The organism is Olivibacter domesticus, from assembly GCF_900109575.1.
Taxonomy (GTDB): Bacteria; Bacteroidota; Bacteroidia; order Sphingobacteriales; family Sphingobacteriaceae; genus Olivibacter; species Olivibacter domesticus.
The window spans coordinates 347,483-365,959 of record NZ_FOAF01000002.1; the positions used below are offsets into that span (position 1 = coordinate 347,483).

The window sequence follows — 18,477 nt, forward strand, 5'->3', positions numbered from 1 at the left end:
TTAACCCTTAATAAGCATTCCAAACATAAGCAAAATTATCTTTTAGGATGTAAACTTGTATTCCTATTCGCTGAGCTTCTTCACAAAACCTTTCGATGGTTTTTTCATGATTAGAGCCATCTAAAATCAATAACATCTCTTTCTTTATATTTCCGATCATTTCGGTTATCCTTCCTTGCGGATTATTTCTTATTAGAAGCCATTGAGGTGCATTGAATCGGTACGGATTCGCTTTCTTTCCATCTGCTATTAGGAGATTGTGTTTTTTAAATTCAATAGTGCTCTCATGAATATGAATATCTTTATAACGGAAGATTTTATCGCTTTTTATCTCCTTCAGTTTGCTGATATCTGTATTCGCCTCAACGCTTGGAATCACCGAATATTGAATGGACTTATCCGAAATATCCAAATCACTATAAATAAACGCTTTGTACTGATGAATAAGCCCTATAGCCAGGTTCTTTCGCATATTGAAAATAATTAGTTGATCTGTTCTTTGTTTTGTAAAGAAACGGCAGTTATAAAGAACGCATAATATAAAGAACGAAATTATTGACAGGTAGAGGACCTTTTTATGAGCGTATCGGCAGGCTATTATAAAAAAGAACATGAATAGGTAAATCAACAAACACTGGTAAAGAGTGATCCAAACACGGTTTATGGTCGATCCGGGCAAACGCTCAACGGCAAGCAGTCCCTTATTTACCAACAGGATAAACTGTTCCAGGTAATGGGCTATCTTTTCGCTTATCGGATGAATTGGAAGCATCAGCAAAAAAAAACCCACATATATGATAATACTAACGGGAATCATAATAAACAGATTAGCAGGGAGGAAATAAACGGGAAAAAGATGAAAATAATACAGCACCAGCGGGAACGTCGTTAATTGTGCAGAACAGGACAATATGATACTATTATATATTTTGTTTAACATCGAATTAGAAAACTTCCATAATTTATTCAACATGGGCATGATCCATATAATGCCTATCACGGCTAAATAGGATAATTGAAAACCGATTTCAGCTAGGTATTTTGGATTGTATAAAAGCAAAAAAAATGCCGATGCAGCGATGTTGTTGGCTGTATTACGCTGTCTACTGAAGGTGTTGGCAATCATCACAAAGCTTATCATAATTGCTGCTCGTAAAACAGAGGCAGAAAAACCCGTAAGTAACGCAAAAATCCATATCGAAACGAAGAGAATCATGAAACGTAACATGCGTAGGTTCTTTGTATTCATCCAGCTTAAACCAATAGAAAGAAAGAGAAACACGATGCCTACATGCATTCCGGATACGGCTAGCACATGAATAGTGCCTGTTGTTGAAAATGCCTTTATAAGGGTTTGATCAAGATCAGCCCTGTAGCCTAATACAAGCGCAGAAACAATCGCTTTTGCATCTTTATTCTTAAAATATCTATTAAATTTATTGACCATCCGCTCTCTTGCAAGAAACGCATAGCGTACGAGGTAATTTCCCCTAGTTCTCCCTGTTTTTTTCCACTCATGGTTATGCAAATACTGCTGATGCCATATATTTTTATTCGCTAAGTAAGCCTGGTAGTCAAATTCATGTGGATTGTAGGGAGCTGAAATCTTTTCAACGGCACTTTTCAACACCAACTCGTCTCCATAGCTTATATGCAAATTCGTCGTATTTTTTATCCTTAATAGTAATTTCCCATTTGCCGCTATTACCTTCCCACTGTTTTCTTTGGCGCCGGTAACGCGAAATTCAGCCAACAAAAAGGAAGAAGTAACTTTTGGCTGATTTGCAATGAAACCATATAAGTAGGTTGTTGAATACCGACTAAAATGTCTATTGTTTACGGATGGATGACTTTCCCAGGTTAATACCCAAGCAACAAGCGACAGCATATAAATAAACAGCAAACCAAAAATTGGAAATATACGATGATTTTTCTGCCTGCTGATTACGGATAAACCTATGAAGAAAAATACGCCGAGAAAGAGCAAAATAGAGAGAACACGATAGAGAAGAAGTGATATAGGAATAACATAGGCAAGTGTTATTCCTATAAGTAAAGCAATAACAAAATAAACAAATGGAATTCTTCCAAAATGCAAAGGGGAATCATTCATTAGAACTGGCACCTCATTTGTAATTTCAGTTCAGATTTATACTTTCCGTCAATTCGCTCCAGTCCGGTGCCGATCTGATTAAGGTCTGGATAGATGAAGGATGCATATCGACACCATAAATCTACCCCGCGTTTAAGCTTGTAACGTATATTGGCATAATAGCGAGCCCCTTTATTGCTATAAAAGGGAAAGGATGAAGCATATAACACATCGTTTTCATAAGCATAAATTCTGGTATTGAATCCTGAGGTATTAAATAAAGCTAAACGGAAGTTTCCCGAAACTTTTCCCTTTAAAGGTTTATATATTATATCTTGGTATAACATTACCCCTCTTTCTTTTTTATCGTGCTTGGCATAATGCGTAAATTCAGCACGATGGCGTAGCGCCAATGACGCATGAATTTTATGCTGCAGTTCTATCCTAATTTGCTGGCGCTTCACTTCTTGCAATACATGAGAAGTTATTATACTATCATCATTTTCAGATTTTTTACGATAACGGTATCGAGCCAGGACCTTGGTATGGCGATTAGGTGAAAAAGTGAACTGAGAGAATAAGTCTAAACCATCTGATGGTGCATCTACACGATATTTTAGCCAGGGGAACTTAAAATAGTCACCATAGGTCACAATCTGTAGCTTTCTATTTGGCTGAAAGATTAAGCCGCTATAAAAACCATGTTCATTTTCAACATTACTACCTTCGGCCAGGGCCTGGTTAAAAAAGGAATGATAATCTTTTTGATAATTTCGCTGGTGAAGAACCAATGATAACTCATGAGATAGGGTAGCGATCATTCCATTTGTATAGGCAATACCACTTCCAATGCTATGTGCCAATTCACCGAATAAGTACATATTTGCCAGATTATAATTATAATAAACGGTCGTATTCTGTAAATAATCACCACTAAATTTATACTTGTTGTATAGCAAAGGTCTTGGCAATAACAAACCATCAAATTGAGTTTGATAGTAAGATCCGCCAAGTGTTAAACCATTTCTTTGGGATTGTATATTGGCTCCCCATACAAGCTGACCTAAGCTATGTCTGTTAGCAATTTCAGTAGGTGTTCTATGCAAGCCGCTTTCGAGTAACGAACCATATATATGTTTGCCTTCTTCGTCACCCTGAAGAGAAGCACTTAGTTTACGATAAGAAAAAAAAGGAGTGACAGCAATATTTTTTATCATATAGGTGGCAGCTACCCCCCTAAAAAATAAAAACTCATTTGTGGAAGTATAAGGCCTTAAACCTATCCCCTGCCGAGCTACATGTTGAACCAATGCACCTTTTCCGAAACTTAGGCCAGTCCATAAGGCCAAACCCTGACCAAACTGAAGGGAATAATCGCCGATTACCAATTGTTTCAAACGCTTTTGGTCTTTTACGTAAAGACTTCCGGAATAGAAGTCAAATCCGTAGCGTTGAGCACCGGAAAAGAAGGGTTCACCGGCGTCTTTTTCCATATTGAAAGAAAACTGTACATGCTGTTTTAACTGATAGCGATAACGTACGAACAAACGATCAGGGCCGCCCAAGTACCTCGACCTTGTTGTGTCTGTAATACGATAGCCTTGCTGACGTTGAAGGATGCGAGCGTGCCGCAAGAGTAAATCATGTTTGCCTTCATTTAAGCTTAAGCCCTTCAAGGAAGATTTTTCATCAACTTTCACAAAGTGCAACAACAAGCGAGCAATCTCCAAATCCAAGCCTTCAACAGCTTGTAGCTCATTAACCGCCAAATAATCGCCACTTGTTTTTCGATGCTGAATGATACTGGCAATCTGAAGGGGTGAAAGAAATTGCAATTCACGTAGGTCTCTTCCGTCAGTTTTATTCAGATTGATTGGATGCTGCTGATAGAAGCTGAGTTTTTCCATTAGTTCCGTGTAATCCGTATCCTCCGCTAATTCGTCAATCATCGATTCCACCAATTGCTCAATAAGTTGATCATTCACTTCCTGTGCGGAAATGCAGAATCTTAGTAATAGAAAAAAGACAACTAATAAAATAAATCTAAAAGGCATAGGCGAGAAACATTTGTGGCGACAATCCTAATCTTGGATGTATAACAGTGGCCATATCGAGTAGCAGGTTATTATAGAAAACGCCGAAACCACAAAACCTTTTTAAATCACGTATAGACAAACCTCCCCGAAAACTGAGCCAAGTGATCGGCCTGTATTCTAGCCCTGATCTTGCATCTACTCCCTTTGTGTTCCAGATTTGTTCGAAATCTGCTGTTACAAGCAAGTTTGTATGAACATTGTAACTCGTTCCAACCCTCAAATGCGTGGGGATGATCGCATTAACGGTACGATCATAGGCGGTACGACCTAGATTAGCCCAGTGTGCCCCTATAAGCCAATAGGTTGTTATCAAATACTGTATACCTATATCTACAGAATAAGCTTCGCTTCCGCCATACTTATCAATACGCAATTGATGATAATTAAGGGTTAAGGAGGTAGAAAAACACCTTCCAAATGGGCGGGCATAGGTCGCCCCCAATTTAAGGTCTCCGTAAGTTCCCGTAATGCCGTAACTTGATAAGTGCATGCCAAAAACGCCATATCTAGTAGGCAACGCAAAGAGGCCACCCTGCGTACTAATGTCTGTATTTAATAGATGTTCTTGATAATAAAGGCCCGCTTGCGGCTTTTCTAAAGTTGTTATTCCCGCAGGATTACTGCTAAGTGCCGCTGCCCCCCGTAGCGCTGTTCCTGTATTACCCATACCACTAAATCGGGCAACTGGGTTTACCTGAGCGAATAAGGATGAGGAAAAAAATAATAATAAGGTTATAAGTTTAAGTAGCATTTCACCTTAAAATTACTTTTTATAGGTGTGGGATACTACTTGTTCAGCACAATGAACAAAATGAACAGAACTACCTGTATTTAAATACGTTATGTAATTCTATTTTTTAGTCGATGCTAAATCGTTTTGTTTCAAAAATTCTTCAAGGGCGATTCGATCCGTTTTAAATGTTAGATCGTCTAGTTGTAGGTCGCTTAATTTAACCAGTCTAAATGATTGAAATATTTCTCCTTCCATTTCATCAAAATCAAACGCAATTGTTTTGAAGGGTAGATTTAAAGGCGTGATATTTCTTACTCTGTAATATACGGAAATGATCTGGCTGTTGTTAAAATAAGAATGCTCGTAAAAATCAGTTGTATAAATATGTTCTAATACGTCAACCTCTACAGAACATTCCTCCATATATTCTCGTTTTAAACCATCCCGTAAACCCTCACCATGTTCCAATCCTCCCCCCGGGAATTTACTGAATTGTTTACCATATTCCTGTTCATCACTGATCAGTATTTCGTTCTGCTCATTAACAAGTAAACCGTATACACGTACGTTAAAAGGATATAATATCTGCATATAATATTTATTGTGAGTCTATCGACGAGAGATCTTTAATTTTAATATTGCGAAAATCTACAGGTTGCCCCTCACTTTGTAAGGCAATATATCCGTTTTTTAACAATTTACCGTCGATTTTGATCTTAGGGTCATAACCGTTTGCTACATCTCCGCCAATCTGTGGTTTGGCATACTGTAAAACGGTATCACCTTCAATGATATGTGTAACGAGGGAATCACCTAACACAATTAGTTCAGCACTGACCCAACGGTCTCCATCATAAGTTTTTGAAGTGGAATTAAGACAGTGGGAATCAGCAATTTTCCCTTTATATACTACATTTGTTCCAGGCGAACACATATTTCCCGTTGGGCGAGGTTTCCCATCTCCTAAACCTCCCAGAAACTGCATTTCTACAGAAATAGGCCAATCTTGTTCTTTTGGCATTGTACGTGGGTCTTGTGAATGGAACATTACACCACTGTTACGTAAAGTATAGGACGGAGCACCTTTTTGTAGCTCGCCGACAAAGCGATATTCTAGTTTAAGATGATAATAGGAATAAGGAACTTTATAGTATAAATGCCCGAATTGATCATTAAAATCGTCGTATTGGTCGTACCTCACTTGTATGGCGCTGTCTTTTACGCGAAAAGTATTCCCATAATTATCTCCAAATTCATGATGATGAATTTTCACCATCCAATCGTTCATATCTTTTCCGTTAAAAAGAGATACCCATTCTTTTTCCGAATTACTTCGGGACTTAGTATTCGAATTCCATGTACATCCCACCATCAGGAAAAGACCTAAAAATAGCAAGGGGAATATGATTTTTCTCATAGTTCAGCAAAATTGATGGGCTGAAAATACAAAATCTAAATATATTAGTGGTTATTATCATCGCAATTTCACCATTTTAAGCAGCCTAAATTATTTTCATATAAAATCCCTCACGGCCTCATAAACCTCTCGCATCTATTTCGTATCTTTGCCTTTTATACTTCATGGGGATTTCAAGATCTTTTTTTGAAAGACTTCTTCATGAATGGGTTTGTCATCAAGAACTTTTCCGCATGGAGCTTAACCAATGCCTGTGGTTGCAGATGACGCTAGTAATATGTTTTTTATAAACAAAAAGCATTTTAAAGCAAAAAAATTGAAGTAGCACATTATCCAATAAAAAAATAGCGAGGAAATTTTGGATTATTTACAAGGACTTAACCTATCACAAAGGGCAGCAGTAGAACAAACAGAGGGACCTGTAATGATTGTTGCAGGTGCTGGATCAGGAAAAACAAGGGTAATTACTTACAGGGTAGCCCATCTCATACAAAAGGGGATTGACCCTTTCAATATATTAGTGTTAACATTTACCAACAAAGCCGCCAAAGAGATGCGCGAACGTATCACGAAAGTTGTTGGAAATGAAGCTAAAAATATTTGGATGGGAACTTTTCACTCCGTTTTCGCCAAAATTCTACGGGTAGAAGCACATCATATTGGTTATCCTAGTAATTTCACTATTTATGATACCGATGATAGCAAGAGTTTGATTCGCTCCATTCTGAAAGAAATGCAGCTGGATGATAAACTTTATAATGCAAACTTTGTTTACAATCGCATCTCTTCTGCCAAAAATAATCTTATTTCTCCAGCTGAATATCAGAAAAATGCACAAATACAAGCGGAAGATCAATCTGGAGGTCGTGGTAATATGGCACAAATTTATCAAACCTATGCCCAACGATGCTATAAAGCAGGAGCAATGGATTTTGATGACCTCCTTTTTAAAACAAATGTTTTGTTAAAAGACCATCCGGAGGTACTTTATAAATATCAGACCAAATTTAAATACCTGATGGTGGATGAGTATCAGGACACTAACTTTTCTCAATACCTGATTGTGAAGAGATTAGCCGCCGTAAACGAAAACATCTGTGTGGTAGGAGATGATGCACAAAGTATCTATGCCTTTAGAGGAGCTAATATTCAGAACATTCTAAATTTCGAAAAAGATTACCCGGATTTGAATGTCTTTAAGTTAGAGCAGAACTATCGGTCTACCCAAAACATCGTTAATGCGGCTAACAGCATCATTTCGAACAATAAAAATCAGCTCAAGAAGGAGGTTTTTTCAGAGAACGAAATAGGCGACAAAATAAATGTTGTACGCGCATTTAGTGACAATGAAGAAGGTAAGATGGTGGCTGAAAGCATCCTGCAGGATCGCTCACTTCATGCACTGAATTTTAAAGACTTTGCAATTCTCTATCGTACCAACGCGCAATCTAGAGCGATGGAAGAAGCACTCAGAAAGTTAAACGTCCCTTATAAAATTTACGGTGGCACCTCTTTTTATCAAAGAAAGGAAATAAAAGATCTAATCGCTTATTTTAGATTAACTTTTAACCCCAACGATGAAGAGGCCCTGAAGCGGGTAATCAATTATCCCAGACGTGGTATTGGGGATACCTCCGTTGAGCGTATCTTTATTGCCGCCGACCAACAGCAAACAAGCACTTGGAATGTCATTATCAATCCACAAAGCTTTTTAGATGGCCGGACAGCGGCTGTTGTTTATCCTTTTGGATCACTTATTCAGAGCTTTCAGGTTTTAGCCAAAAACAACAATGCTTATGATGTGGCGCTACACATTGCACAGCATTCAGGCCTTTTAAAGGATCTATATGAAGATAAGTCTGTAGAAGGGTTGAACAGGTATGAAAACATTCAAGAACTATTAAACGGTATCAAAGAATTTAGTGAAAGGGAAGATATAGAAGAAAAAGGATTAGATGTTTTTATGCAAGACATCGCTCTTTTAACCAATGATGATAATGATAAAAACCCCAACGCGGATACGGTGTCACTAATGACAATCCACTCATCAAAAGGATTAGAGTTTTCGCAAGTTTATATTGTTGGTCTTGAAGAAAATTTATTCCCTTCTCAACTGTCGTTAAATTCGCGTACCGACTTGGAAGAAGAAAGAAGATTGTTTTATGTAGCAACTACCAGAGCAGAAAAAAAACTGACTTTATCCTATGCAACATCTAGATATCGTTGGGGCACACTCAATAATTGCGAACCCAGCAGGTTCATTGATGAAATAGATCCACGATACTTAGCCCTTGATTTTAAAGCACCATCGGTAAAAACAAGTGCAAATGATCCATTTGCAAAAGAACGTAGCAATTGGTCGCAATCACAAGATGTGTTCACAAAGCCCAAACCAAAAGTAATACCGAAAACTACTTCTATCCTTCCCAAAGCACACCAGCCAAGTCCTGGCTTTGCTCCCTCCGACACTAGCAACTTACAAGTTGGCATGGAAGTGGAACATGAAAGGTTCGGTTTTGGCAAGGTAATTAACTTAGAAGGAACAAAACCAGAAATAAAAGCAACTATTTTCTTCAAAGAATTAGGACAGAAGCAATTGTTGCTTAAATTTGCAAAACTTAGAATTGTTAACAATTAAGTTGTGAGTTATGCGTTACGAGTTATCAGTGATATCTAATTCGATACCTTTTCACTTCTCGCAACTAACAACTAGTAAAAAAGAAAAATATGGAATTCGACTATAATAGTACCCGAAAAAAACTGATCCTAGCAGAGTACGGTCGTAATGTACAAAATATGGTTGCATATATTTGTACCCTCCCTACGCGTGAGGAACGTAACCGACATGCACAGGTTGTGATAGACCTAATGGGATTTTTAAATCCGCATTTAAGAGATGTGACCGACTTCAAACATAAGTTATGGGATCATCTTCACATTATTTCAGACTTTCAGATTGATGTGGATTCTCCTTATCCTAAACCAACCCCCGGAGCAATACATGCTAAGCCGGAAACATTAAATTATCCTCAGCATCGCATAAAGTATAAACATTATGGATACATTATCGAGTTGATGATTGAAAGAGCCAAGAAAATAGAAGATACCGACCGTAAAAAAACCATGGTACAATCGATGGCTAATTTTATGAAGATGGCTTACGTTACTTGGAATAAGGATTCAGTGACCGACGATCATATTATTGATGATTTGAAAGAACTGTCTCACGGACATCTTGAGTTGGATGAGGATATAAATCTAACTAAACTTGATTTCAAAACACCTCCTCCGGGAAATCGACCAAAGAGTAACACAAATACTGGCCAACAACATAACAATGGTGGTGGTCAAAAACGTCAATACAAAAGCAATAATAATAACAACAATAAAGGCGGTCAAAAACGTCAAAAACGTTATTAAGTCCCTCAAGAAATAATATTATCAGCCGGCCCTTATCATTTAATGTTCCTTTAGAACGTTACACGATAAAGGCCGGTTTAATTTTTAAGCAAATAGATTTAAATGAACGCATTTGAAATTTACGGTGGTAAAAAATTAAAGGGAGAGATTGTTCCACAAGGAGCAAAAAATGAGGCCTTACAAATACTTTCTGCAGTTTTATTGACCTCAGAAAAAATGACTATCAGTAATATTCCTGATATTAAAGATGTTAATAAATTAATTGAACTGTTAGTCGAACTTGGTGTAAACGTAGCGCGTTTGAATAAGGATACCTATACTTTTCAAGCGAAAGATATTAATATCGACTATTTTCAATCGGCCGAATTCAAAACGAAAGGGGGCGGTCTACGCGGTTCAATTATGATTGTTGGTCCGCTACTTGCTCGATTCGGTAAAGCAGCTATTCCAAAACCAGGAGGTGATAAAATTGGTCGAAGGCGTTTAGATACGCACTTTATAGGCTTTGAGAAATTAGGTGCTAAATTTAATTATGATGCAGACAACCATTTTTTCCAAGTAGATGCTACCAACTTAAAGGGAAGCTATATTTTATTGGATGAAGCGTCTGTCACCGGAACCGCTAATATTGTAATGGCAGCCGTTTTAGCGAAGGGAACAACAACTATCTATAATGCTGCTTGCGAACCTTATTTACAACAGTTGTGTAAGATGCTTAACCGAATGGGCGCCAATATTTCAGGTATCGGCTCTAACCTACTAACAATAGAGGGAGTTGACAGCTTAAGTGGTACAACACATCGTATGCTTCCAGACATGATTGAGATCGGCTCCTTTATAGGACTTGCGGCTATGACGGGCTCTGAAATTACGATAAAGGATGTTCATTTTGAAGAGTTAGGTATTATCCCAACAGTTTTTTCCAGGTTAGGTATCAAGCTGGAACGTAGAGGGGATGATATTTATATCCCAGCCCAAGATTCTTACGAGATTGAAACCTTTATCGATGGCTCTATTTTAACGATATCTGATGCGCCTTGGCCAGGCTTTACACCCGATTTGCTTAGCATAGTATTAGTAGTAGCTACACAAGCCAAAGGAAATGTATTAATTCATCAAAAAATGTTCGAAAGCAGACTCTTTTTTGTCGATAAATTGATAGATATGGGAGCGCAAATAATCTTATGTGACCCGCACCGTGCGACAGTGATAGGCCTCAACAATGCCTTTAAATTAAAAGGTATAGAGATGACCTCTCCAGACATACGCGCGGGCGTCTCCTTATTAATTGCTGCATTATCAGCCCAGGGAAGATCCGTTATTTATAATATCGAACAAATAGAACGAGGATATCAACATATTGACGAACGTTTATTAGCTTTAGGAGCACAGATAAGAAGAATTGAGGGTAAGCCTTTGCATTAGTTAATTTGAAAGACAAGTCCGATTTCAATAAAGTTTAGCTTTTTACGCCATCATTAGGTAAAAGTTTTTTTTATTACCTTTTACCTAATGATGGCTTTTAACCTGATATAGCATTGATAATATCATATTGGGTTATTATTTCTAATTTCCCTCCTTCATCTTCTACCAATACGGCATTATTATCTTTGTTAATTAGTGATGAGAGCCGATCAATTGATGTATTAAGATCAACAAAAGGAAAGGGCGCCGTCATGATATTTAATACTTTACCAGACTTCACACTTGGGCTTTCTAGCAATGCGTTCAATATATCCGCTTCGGTGACCTTGCCTACCACTTTACCTTGTTGTGTAATCGGGATCTGTGAAATATTAAGCGTCTTCATTGTATTGAACGTTTCTATAACAGATTGCTCACAATCTACCGTCACAATATCTTGCCGACCTCGTAAACTTAAGATGCGTTCTGCATTTAACTTGTTATCTTTTAAGAAACCGCGCTCACGTAACCAATCTTCATTAAACATTTTACCCATATAACGAGAACCATGGTCATGAAAAATGATGACTACAAGGTCTTCTCGCCTTAATTTATCTTTCAACTGCAACAGCCCAGCTACAGCCGCACCGGCAGAATTACCGACAAATATTCCCTCTTTTCTTGCAATTTCGCGCGTCATGAGCGCAGCATCTTTGTCGGTTACTTTTTCAAAGTGATCAATTACATCAAAATCTACATTCTTTGGTAAAAAGTCTTCCCCTATTCCTTCCGTTATATAAGGATAGATTTCATTTTTATCAAATTCACCGGTCTCTTTATATTTTTTAAAAACCGATCCATAAGAGTCTATACCCCATACTTTAATAGCCGGATTTTTTTCCTTCAAATATTTACCCGCACCACTTATCGTACCTCCCGTGCCCACTCCTACTAGTAAATGCGTAATCTTACCCTCCGTCTGCTCCCAGATTTCGGGTCCTGTTTGCTCATAATGTGCCTGGCTATTTGATAAATTATCATATTGATTGGGCTTCCAAGCATTGGGAACTTCTCTCTCCAAGCGGCTTGACACTGAATAATAAGATCTCGGATCCTCAGGTTCTACATTTGTGGGGCAAACGATTACTTCTGCTCCAAAGGCTCTTAATGCATCAATTTTTTCTTTTGATTGTTTGTCGGTGGTAGTAAAAATACATTTATAACCTTTTATTACAGCTGCCATGGCTAAGCCCATACCGGTATTACCGGATGTTCCTTCTATAATCGTTCCACCTGGCTTTAATAAACCCGATTGCTCAGCATCCTCAATCATTTTTATTGCCATCCTATCTTTGATGGAATTACCCGGATTGGTCGTTTCTATTTTCGCGAGTACAGTAGCCTCAATACCCTTAGTCAGATTATTTAATTTAACCAAAGGGGTGTTTCCAATCGTCTCTAATATATTGTTATACCACATTCTCGACAAATTTTATAGATTAAATACAAACATATGTAAATTGCTTTTATAATGCAATTCTTCCATTTGATATCAACTTTTAAAATTTCAGGTGCTTAACAGTCAAACCATTATTAATCAGCTGTTTCAATGAATCGATACCAATTTTTAAATGTGTTTCCACAAAATTGGTTGTTACGGAAGAGTCGCTCTCCTGTGTTTTCACACCTTCTGGGATCATGGGTTGATCAGATATAAGCAACAGTGCTCCAGTCGGAATTTTGTTTGCAAAGCCCACTGTAAAAATGGTGGCTGTTTCCATATCAATAGCCATTGCACGTAAAGACTTAATATATTTTTTAAATTCTTTATCATGTTCCCAAACCCTTCTGTTAGTAGTATAAACAGTACCCGTCCAATAGTCCAAACTATAGTCTCTTATAGTGGTTGAAATTGCCTTTTGAAGGGCAAAGGCCGGTAAAGCTGGAACCTCCGGATGAAGGTAATCGTTAGAAGTCCCTTCCCCTCTGATAGCAGCAATTGGCAATACTAAATCACCAATATTATTCTTCTTTTTTAATCCTCCTGCCTTCCCTAAGAACAAAGCTGCCTTCGGTTGGATTGCTGACAAGAGGTCCATAATTGTTGCCGCAACAGGACTTCCCATACCAAAATTAATAATAGTTATACCTGCGGCAGTAACACTTTGCATCGGTTTATCTAAACCATATATCGGCGCATTATCATGCCATTCAGAGAATAACTTTAAATAGTGTGAAAAATTTGTTAGTAATATGTAGTCACCAAATTCTTCCAAAGGCCTACCGGTATATCTGGGCAACCAATTTTTAACGATATCTTCTTTATTTTTAAGTCCCGCCTTAACAGGCGATTCAACTTCTTTTATTCTTTTTGTCATAGTTCTATTTTTAGGTGATATAGTTGAGTAGATGATTTAACAACTCAACAATATACAAAAAATCCCCCGTTTTTTGCGGGGGATTTTTCTTTAAGCTGCATGAAGCTTTTTGAGATCTGACTTTTCGAATTTTTGTTTCGCATAATCTAAATTGATGTATAACTCTCCTCCATCGTCTTTTTCATGCGATGGGATCTCAAACATCGCGTCTAGCATTATTGCCTCGCAAATCGCTCTTAAACCCCTTGCCCCCAATTTAAACTCAGTAGCCTTGTCAACAATGAATTCAAAAACTTCTGGATGAAACTGAAGTTTAATATGTTCATAATCAAATAATTTCTGATACTGTTTAACAAGTGCATTCTTTGGCTCCGTCAAAATATTCAATAGCGCTTGTCTATCTAACGGATTTAAATAAGTAATAACAGGCAAACGACCAATTAATTCCGGAATTAGCCCGAAAGCTTTTAGATCTTGCGGAGTAATATACTTATATAAATTATTTAAATCGATATCTGCATGATCTTGCTTCATTTTATATCCAACCGTTTGCGCCCGCATCCGATTAGCTATCTTTTTCTGTATTCCGTCAAAAGCACCGCCACAAATAAACAAGATATTACTCGTATTTACTGCTATCATTTTTTGGTCAGGATGTTTACGACCACCTTGTGGTGGAACGTTTACTACCGTTCCTTCTAAAATTTTCAACAATGCCTGTTGCACACCCTCTCCTGAAACATCTCTTGTGATAGATGGATTATCACTTTTACGTGCAATTTTGTCAATCTCATCAATGTAAATAATCCCTCTTTCAGCAGAAGTTACATCGTAGTCGGCAGCTTGCAACAGCCTGGTAAGGATACTTTCAACATCCTCCCCCACATAACCAGCTTCTGTTAATACAGTAGCATCACAAATACAAAAAGGTACATTAAGTACTTTCGCAATAGTCTTTGCCAGCAAGGTCTTTCCTGTTCCTGTTTCTCCAACCATTATAATATTAGACTTCTCTATTTCTATCTCGTCTTTCTCAACTTTCTGGTTAAGTCTTTTATAATGATTATAAACGGCTACGGACAATACTTTTTTAGCATCATCCTGACCAATTACATATTGATCAAGATGTGTTTTTATCTCTGCCGGTTTTAATAATTTGAGGGCTGCCTGTACACTTTTATTTTTACGAAGTGTTAACTCTTCCGCTAAGATCTCATTTGCTTGAGCCACACATCGATCGCAAATATGCGCATCATTTCCAGCAATGAGCATAAGTGTTTCCGATTTTCGTAAACCACAGAACGAGCAAGTTACTTCTCTTGGGTTCTTTGCCATTTTATTTATCTTTCTTTCCTGTTAGCACTTCATCGATCATGCCATTTTCTTTGGCTTCTGATGAAGACATCCAAAAATCGCGATCCGATGCTTTCTCAACCCACTCGTACGACTGACCTGAGTGATCAGCGATTATTTGGTATAATTCTTTCTTTAATTTCAGCATTTCCCGAAGGTTGATCTCCATGTCAGCTGCTACCCCTTGTGCACCTCCTGAAGGCTGATGAATCATGACACGCGAATGTTTTAATGCTGCGCGCTTACCTTTTGCTCCTGCAACCAAAAGCACAGCGCCCATCGATGCTGCCATTCCGGTACAGATCGTAGCAACATCTGGTGTTATATATTGCATCGTGTCATAAATGCCTAAACCTGCATAAACACTTCCACCTGGCGAATTGATGTAGATCTGAATATCGCGATGAGCATCAGCAGATTGCAAAAACAACAACTGTGCTTGAATAATGTTTGCTACCTGATCTGTCACGGCATCACCTAAAAAGATAATCCGATCCATCATTAGACGGGAGAACACGTCCATTTGTGCAACATTCAACTGACGTTCTTCAATAATATAAGGCGTAAGCGATACGGGGGTTTGATTTTCAACCCTATTAATAAAGCTATCTACATGTTGGCTTCCAATACCGTGATGTTTAACAGCGTATTTTCTAAATTCATTTTTATCTATATTCATATTCATTCCTTTTTTTCATAGCTAATATATAAGATTAATTCTAGAATCTATAATGATAGCTTTTGCCGACAAAATTTTATATAGACTTCTCAAAGAATACGCCAAGGTATAATTTCACCCCATTATAGATAATTAACTGACAGAATGCCTCAATTTCACAAAAATAGCTGACATCTTTTACAAACAAAAAGGCCATGCTCAGAAAGCACGGCCTTTGTATTGTTAAAGCTTAGACTATTTAAGCTCAAGAAATTTATTATAATCGATCTCCTTTTTTGTCAGTTTCACAATACCTTTCAGGTAGTCAAAAACTTTTAGCGCCTTTACTTCCTCAAAAAGTCTATTTGCCTGTTCCTTATCTTGTAAAAATTGAACGGTGTATTGAGCTAACTGCTCCTCTCCTATCGGCTCCGGGCTGTACATCTTAAATTGGGCAGCAATGCGTTCTTTTGCTAACTTGAAAACTTCCTCGTATTTAATCTCAAGTTTATTCGCTGTAATAATCTTGTTTTCAATAAGCGTCCACTTTAGATTTTTCACAAAATCCTCATACCCTTCTACAAGTTCCTCATCTGTTAGTTTTTCATTGGTTGCTTTTAACCAACGCTTCAGGAATTCATCTGGAAATGCAACATTTACTTTCTCCATTCCTAAATTGTAAAGATCATTTTGCAAACGTTGATCCGAATTTTGCACAAGCATCGCTTCTACTTCAGAACTAACACGTGCTCTAAATTCTTCTTCCGTTTTAACTTCTCCCTCACCAAATAACTTATTGAATAATTCTTCATTTAAATCGGCTTCCTCCAAACGATTCACGTTTTTCACAACCAGCTTAAAATTAGGCTCTGCTAGTGCATCCACTTCTTCCTGGGTAATATTTAATATTCTGGCGGCAGCCTCATTATCAAAAGCCTTTTTAAGATCAAACTTTACTTCGTCTTCTTTTTTAAGCCCTATCAGTGATTTCTTAATTTTCTTATCATTCACTAGATCGGTGCGTACAGAAGCAGTATTTTCAATTCCTCCCGCTAGCACATTTCCATCTTTATCTAATTGTGTAAGTGTACTGTATAATACATCCCCATCTTCAGATACATCAGGATTAGTCATTTTACCATAACTCTTGCGAAGATTTTTGATTCTCGAAGCTAAGGTTTCTTCATCCACTTTAATATCGTATTGAGTCACTTTATCTTTCTCAGTGAAGGGCACTTCAAAAGCCGGTGCTAAACCAACTTCATATTGAAATTTAAATTCGTCACTAAAATCCCACTTGTAATCGTCAGCCGTTCCTTCTTTTGGTAAAGGCTGCCCTAGTACCTCAATTTTATTCTCTGTTAGATAGGTATTTAAACTATCGCTAACCAAGCGGTTTACTTCATCAAAAAGGATAGCTTTACCATAGGTCTTCTTAATATGCGAAGTTGGCACCATTCCAGGACGGAAACCAGGAAGCTTTGCTTTTTTTGCTTGTTCCTTTATTGCTTTATTTACACTTTCTGTGTAGTCTGCAGGGGTAATATCTACATTGATAACTGCGTTCAGGTCGTTTACTTTCTCCTGTGAAATGTTCATTCGTTGCGTTTTAATATGCTTAATACAAAAATTCCCCCCGATGTTGTCGGGAGGAATCAAGTGCGGAAGAAGGGACTCGAACCCCCACGCCTCTCGGCGCCAGATCCTAAGTCTGGTGCGGCTACCAATTACGCCACTTCCGCAGTACTTAGTGTTATTTTGGACTGCAAAACTAATACATTATGCTATTCCATCCAAATATTTTTTAAACAAATTAACCAAAAAATCATAATCTGCTGATTATAGGAAGATTAATTTTTAATTTCATGACAATCGCGAGCAATATGCTTTTAATTCATCATTGGAAAGTATTGAAACCACTGCGTCGGTAGCTATTGCCGCGCGTGGCATAATATCAACTTCTGCGTAGGATGGGTGTTGTACCAAAGTAATACCCCCGGATTTATATACAGCCCTTACACCTTCCGCTCCGTCTTTATTGGCTCCCGATAGTAATATGGCCACCAGATGATGTTGGTATATTTCAGCTGCACTCTGCATGGTTACATCGATTGATGGACGACAGTAATTAACAGGTTCCGAAACATCTAAAGAAATAGTTTTGTCTTTTTCTATCAGTACATGATATCCTCCAGGCGCAAAGTATACCGTTCCCTGCTTGATACACTCCTTTTCTTCAGCCTGTTTTACATGCAATTTGCATCTTTGCTGGGCCATTTCTTCCAATGAACTGTGAAACCTGTCATTTCTATGTACTACTACTAGTACGGCAAATGTGGCATCCTCTTTTAACGACGCTAACAAATCTATTAAGACGACCATCCCTCCTGCCGAACAAGCTATAATCAATAAATCAACGCTTACCTCATTCTTGCTCATTATTTATTAGTTAAAGGTATCATATTAACCTTAAAGTTATGATTATTATTTTTTAGAACCCATTAAGCTTCGTTTCAAATGCACTGACGAATTGCCAACGTTTCAATCAAAAAGAGACCAACGCGCCATAGCAATAACAAGACACGATGAAATAAAGAATTTTATGAAAGAGAAAAAAGCAGGAAGACAGCGCCTGAGAAGCACCGATTTCAATCATTCGAAATAAAATTACGGTATAAACACTTAACTATAATTTAACTAAAACCAACCTAATTTCCCTCAAAAACATAGTTTTGTGTAAGAAAAACACCATTCGGTGTAAATTTCTCTTTTATTTTATTTAAAAGCCTTTAATTCGTATTAAGTTTTTATATCCATTAGGCATTTAGCACATTAGGTTAGGTTGATTAAAAAAACAGTAGTTTTACCTCACTTCCCCAAAGTGAGGTTTTTTTTTGCCTTTTCTGAAGCAAATGCTGATTTAACA

At 37.6% G+C, this 18,477-nt stretch carries 14 protein-coding genes and 1 tRNA gene; 3 read left to right on the forward strand and 12 right to left on the reverse strand.

Annotated elements, in window-relative coordinates; genetic code table 11:
- Positions 1–7 precede the first annotated feature (7 nt).
- The 5 genes from BMY50_RS12115 to BMY50_RS12135 all read right to left on the reverse strand — a co-directional run bounded on the left by BMY50_RS12115 (position 8) and on the right by BMY50_RS12135 (position 6,338).
- Positions 8–2,113, reverse strand: a complete 2,106-nt coding sequence (locus BMY50_RS12115) for a ComEC/Rec2 family competence protein (RefSeq protein ID WP_093324554.1) — start codon at positions 2,111–2,113, stop codon at positions 8–10.
- Entirely contained in the window at positions 2,113–4,146 is a 2,034-nt protein-coding gene (locus BMY50_RS12120) for a ComEA family DNA-binding protein (protein ID WP_093324555.1), read from the reverse strand. Before BMY50_RS12120 ends, BMY50_RS12115 begins: the two co-directional genes overlap by 1 nt.
- Complete coding sequence (locus BMY50_RS12125) at positions 4,136–4,939, reverse strand: PorV/PorQ family protein (RefSeq protein WP_093324556.1); 804 nt, start codon at positions 4,937–4,939, stop codon at positions 4,136–4,138. Before BMY50_RS12125 ends, BMY50_RS12120 begins: the two co-directional genes overlap by 11 nt.
- A gap of 99 nt (positions 4,940–5,038) precedes the next feature.
- A complete protein-coding gene (locus tag BMY50_RS12130) occupies positions 5,039–5,512 on the reverse strand; it encodes an NUDIX domain-containing protein (protein WP_093324557.1) in 474 nt (157 codons plus the stop codon).
- Between the two features lie 7 nt (positions 5,513–5,519).
- Positions 5,520–6,338, reverse strand: a complete 819-nt coding sequence (locus BMY50_RS12135; protein ID WP_093324558.1) for a 3-keto-disaccharide hydrolase — start codon at positions 6,336–6,338, stop codon at positions 5,520–5,522.
- A gap of 358 nt (positions 6,339–6,696) precedes the next feature.
- On the opposite strand from BMY50_RS12135, the gene BMY50_RS12140 reads away from it, so the two are divergent.
- From BMY50_RS12140 to murA, 3 genes are all read left to right on the forward strand, one after another.
- Positions 6,697–8,976: an ATP-dependent helicase gene (locus tag BMY50_RS12140; protein ID WP_093324559.1), complete on the forward strand. Its 2,280-nt coding sequence runs from the start codon at positions 6,697–6,699 to the stop codon at positions 8,974–8,976.
- Positions 8,977–9,065: 89 nt separating this feature from the next.
- Positions 9,066–9,758 (forward strand): DUF4290 domain-containing protein, encoded by a 693-nt coding sequence (locus tag BMY50_RS12145; RefSeq protein ID WP_093324560.1) that lies wholly within the window; start codon positions 9,066–9,068, stop codon positions 9,756–9,758.
- 102 nt (positions 9,759–9,860) lie between these two features.
- The gene (gene murA, locus BMY50_RS12150; protein ID WP_093324561.1) at positions 9,861–11,183 is read left to right on the forward strand and encodes a UDP-N-acetylglucosamine 1-carboxyvinyltransferase; all 1,323 of its coding nucleotides are present in this window, start codon (positions 9,861–9,863) and stop codon (positions 11,181–11,183) included.
- Positions 11,184–11,280: 97 nt separating this feature from the next.
- On the opposite strand, the gene BMY50_RS12155 is transcribed toward murA, so the two are convergent.
- The 7 genes from BMY50_RS12155 to BMY50_RS12185 form a co-directional block, all read right to left on the reverse strand.
- Complete coding sequence (locus BMY50_RS12155; RefSeq protein WP_093324562.1) at positions 11,281–12,642, reverse strand: pyridoxal-phosphate dependent enzyme; 1,362 nt, start codon at positions 12,640–12,642, stop codon at positions 11,281–11,283.
- A 79-nt stretch (positions 12,643–12,721) separates the two neighbouring features.
- Entirely contained in the window at positions 12,722–13,540 is an 819-nt protein-coding gene (locus tag BMY50_RS12160; protein ID WP_093324568.1) for an AMP nucleosidase, read from the reverse strand.
- Between the two features lie 90 nt (positions 13,541–13,630).
- Positions 13,631–14,875, reverse strand: a complete 1,245-nt coding sequence (gene clpX, locus BMY50_RS12165; RefSeq protein WP_093324572.1) for an ATP-dependent Clp protease ATP-binding subunit ClpX — start codon at positions 14,873–14,875, stop codon at positions 13,631–13,633.
- Position 14,876: 1 nt separating this feature from the next.
- Positions 14,877–15,572, reverse strand: coding sequence for an ATP-dependent Clp endopeptidase proteolytic subunit ClpP (gene clpP / locus BMY50_RS12170; protein WP_093325768.1), 696 nt, complete (start codon positions 15,570–15,572; stop codon positions 14,877–14,879).
- A gap of 234 nt (positions 15,573–15,806) precedes the next feature.
- A complete protein-coding gene (gene tig / locus BMY50_RS12175; protein WP_093324575.1) occupies positions 15,807–17,150 on the reverse strand; it encodes a trigger factor in 1,344 nt (447 codons plus the stop codon).
- Between the two features lie 61 nt (positions 17,151–17,211).
- A tRNA-Leu gene (locus BMY50_RS12180) sits at positions 17,212–17,293 on the reverse strand.
- 121 nt (positions 17,294–17,414) lie between these two features.
- Positions 17,415–17,990: a chemotaxis protein CheB gene (locus tag BMY50_RS12185; protein WP_093324578.1), complete on the reverse strand. Its 576-nt coding sequence runs from the start codon at positions 17,988–17,990 to the stop codon at positions 17,415–17,417.
- Positions 17,991–18,477 lie beyond the last annotated feature (487 nt).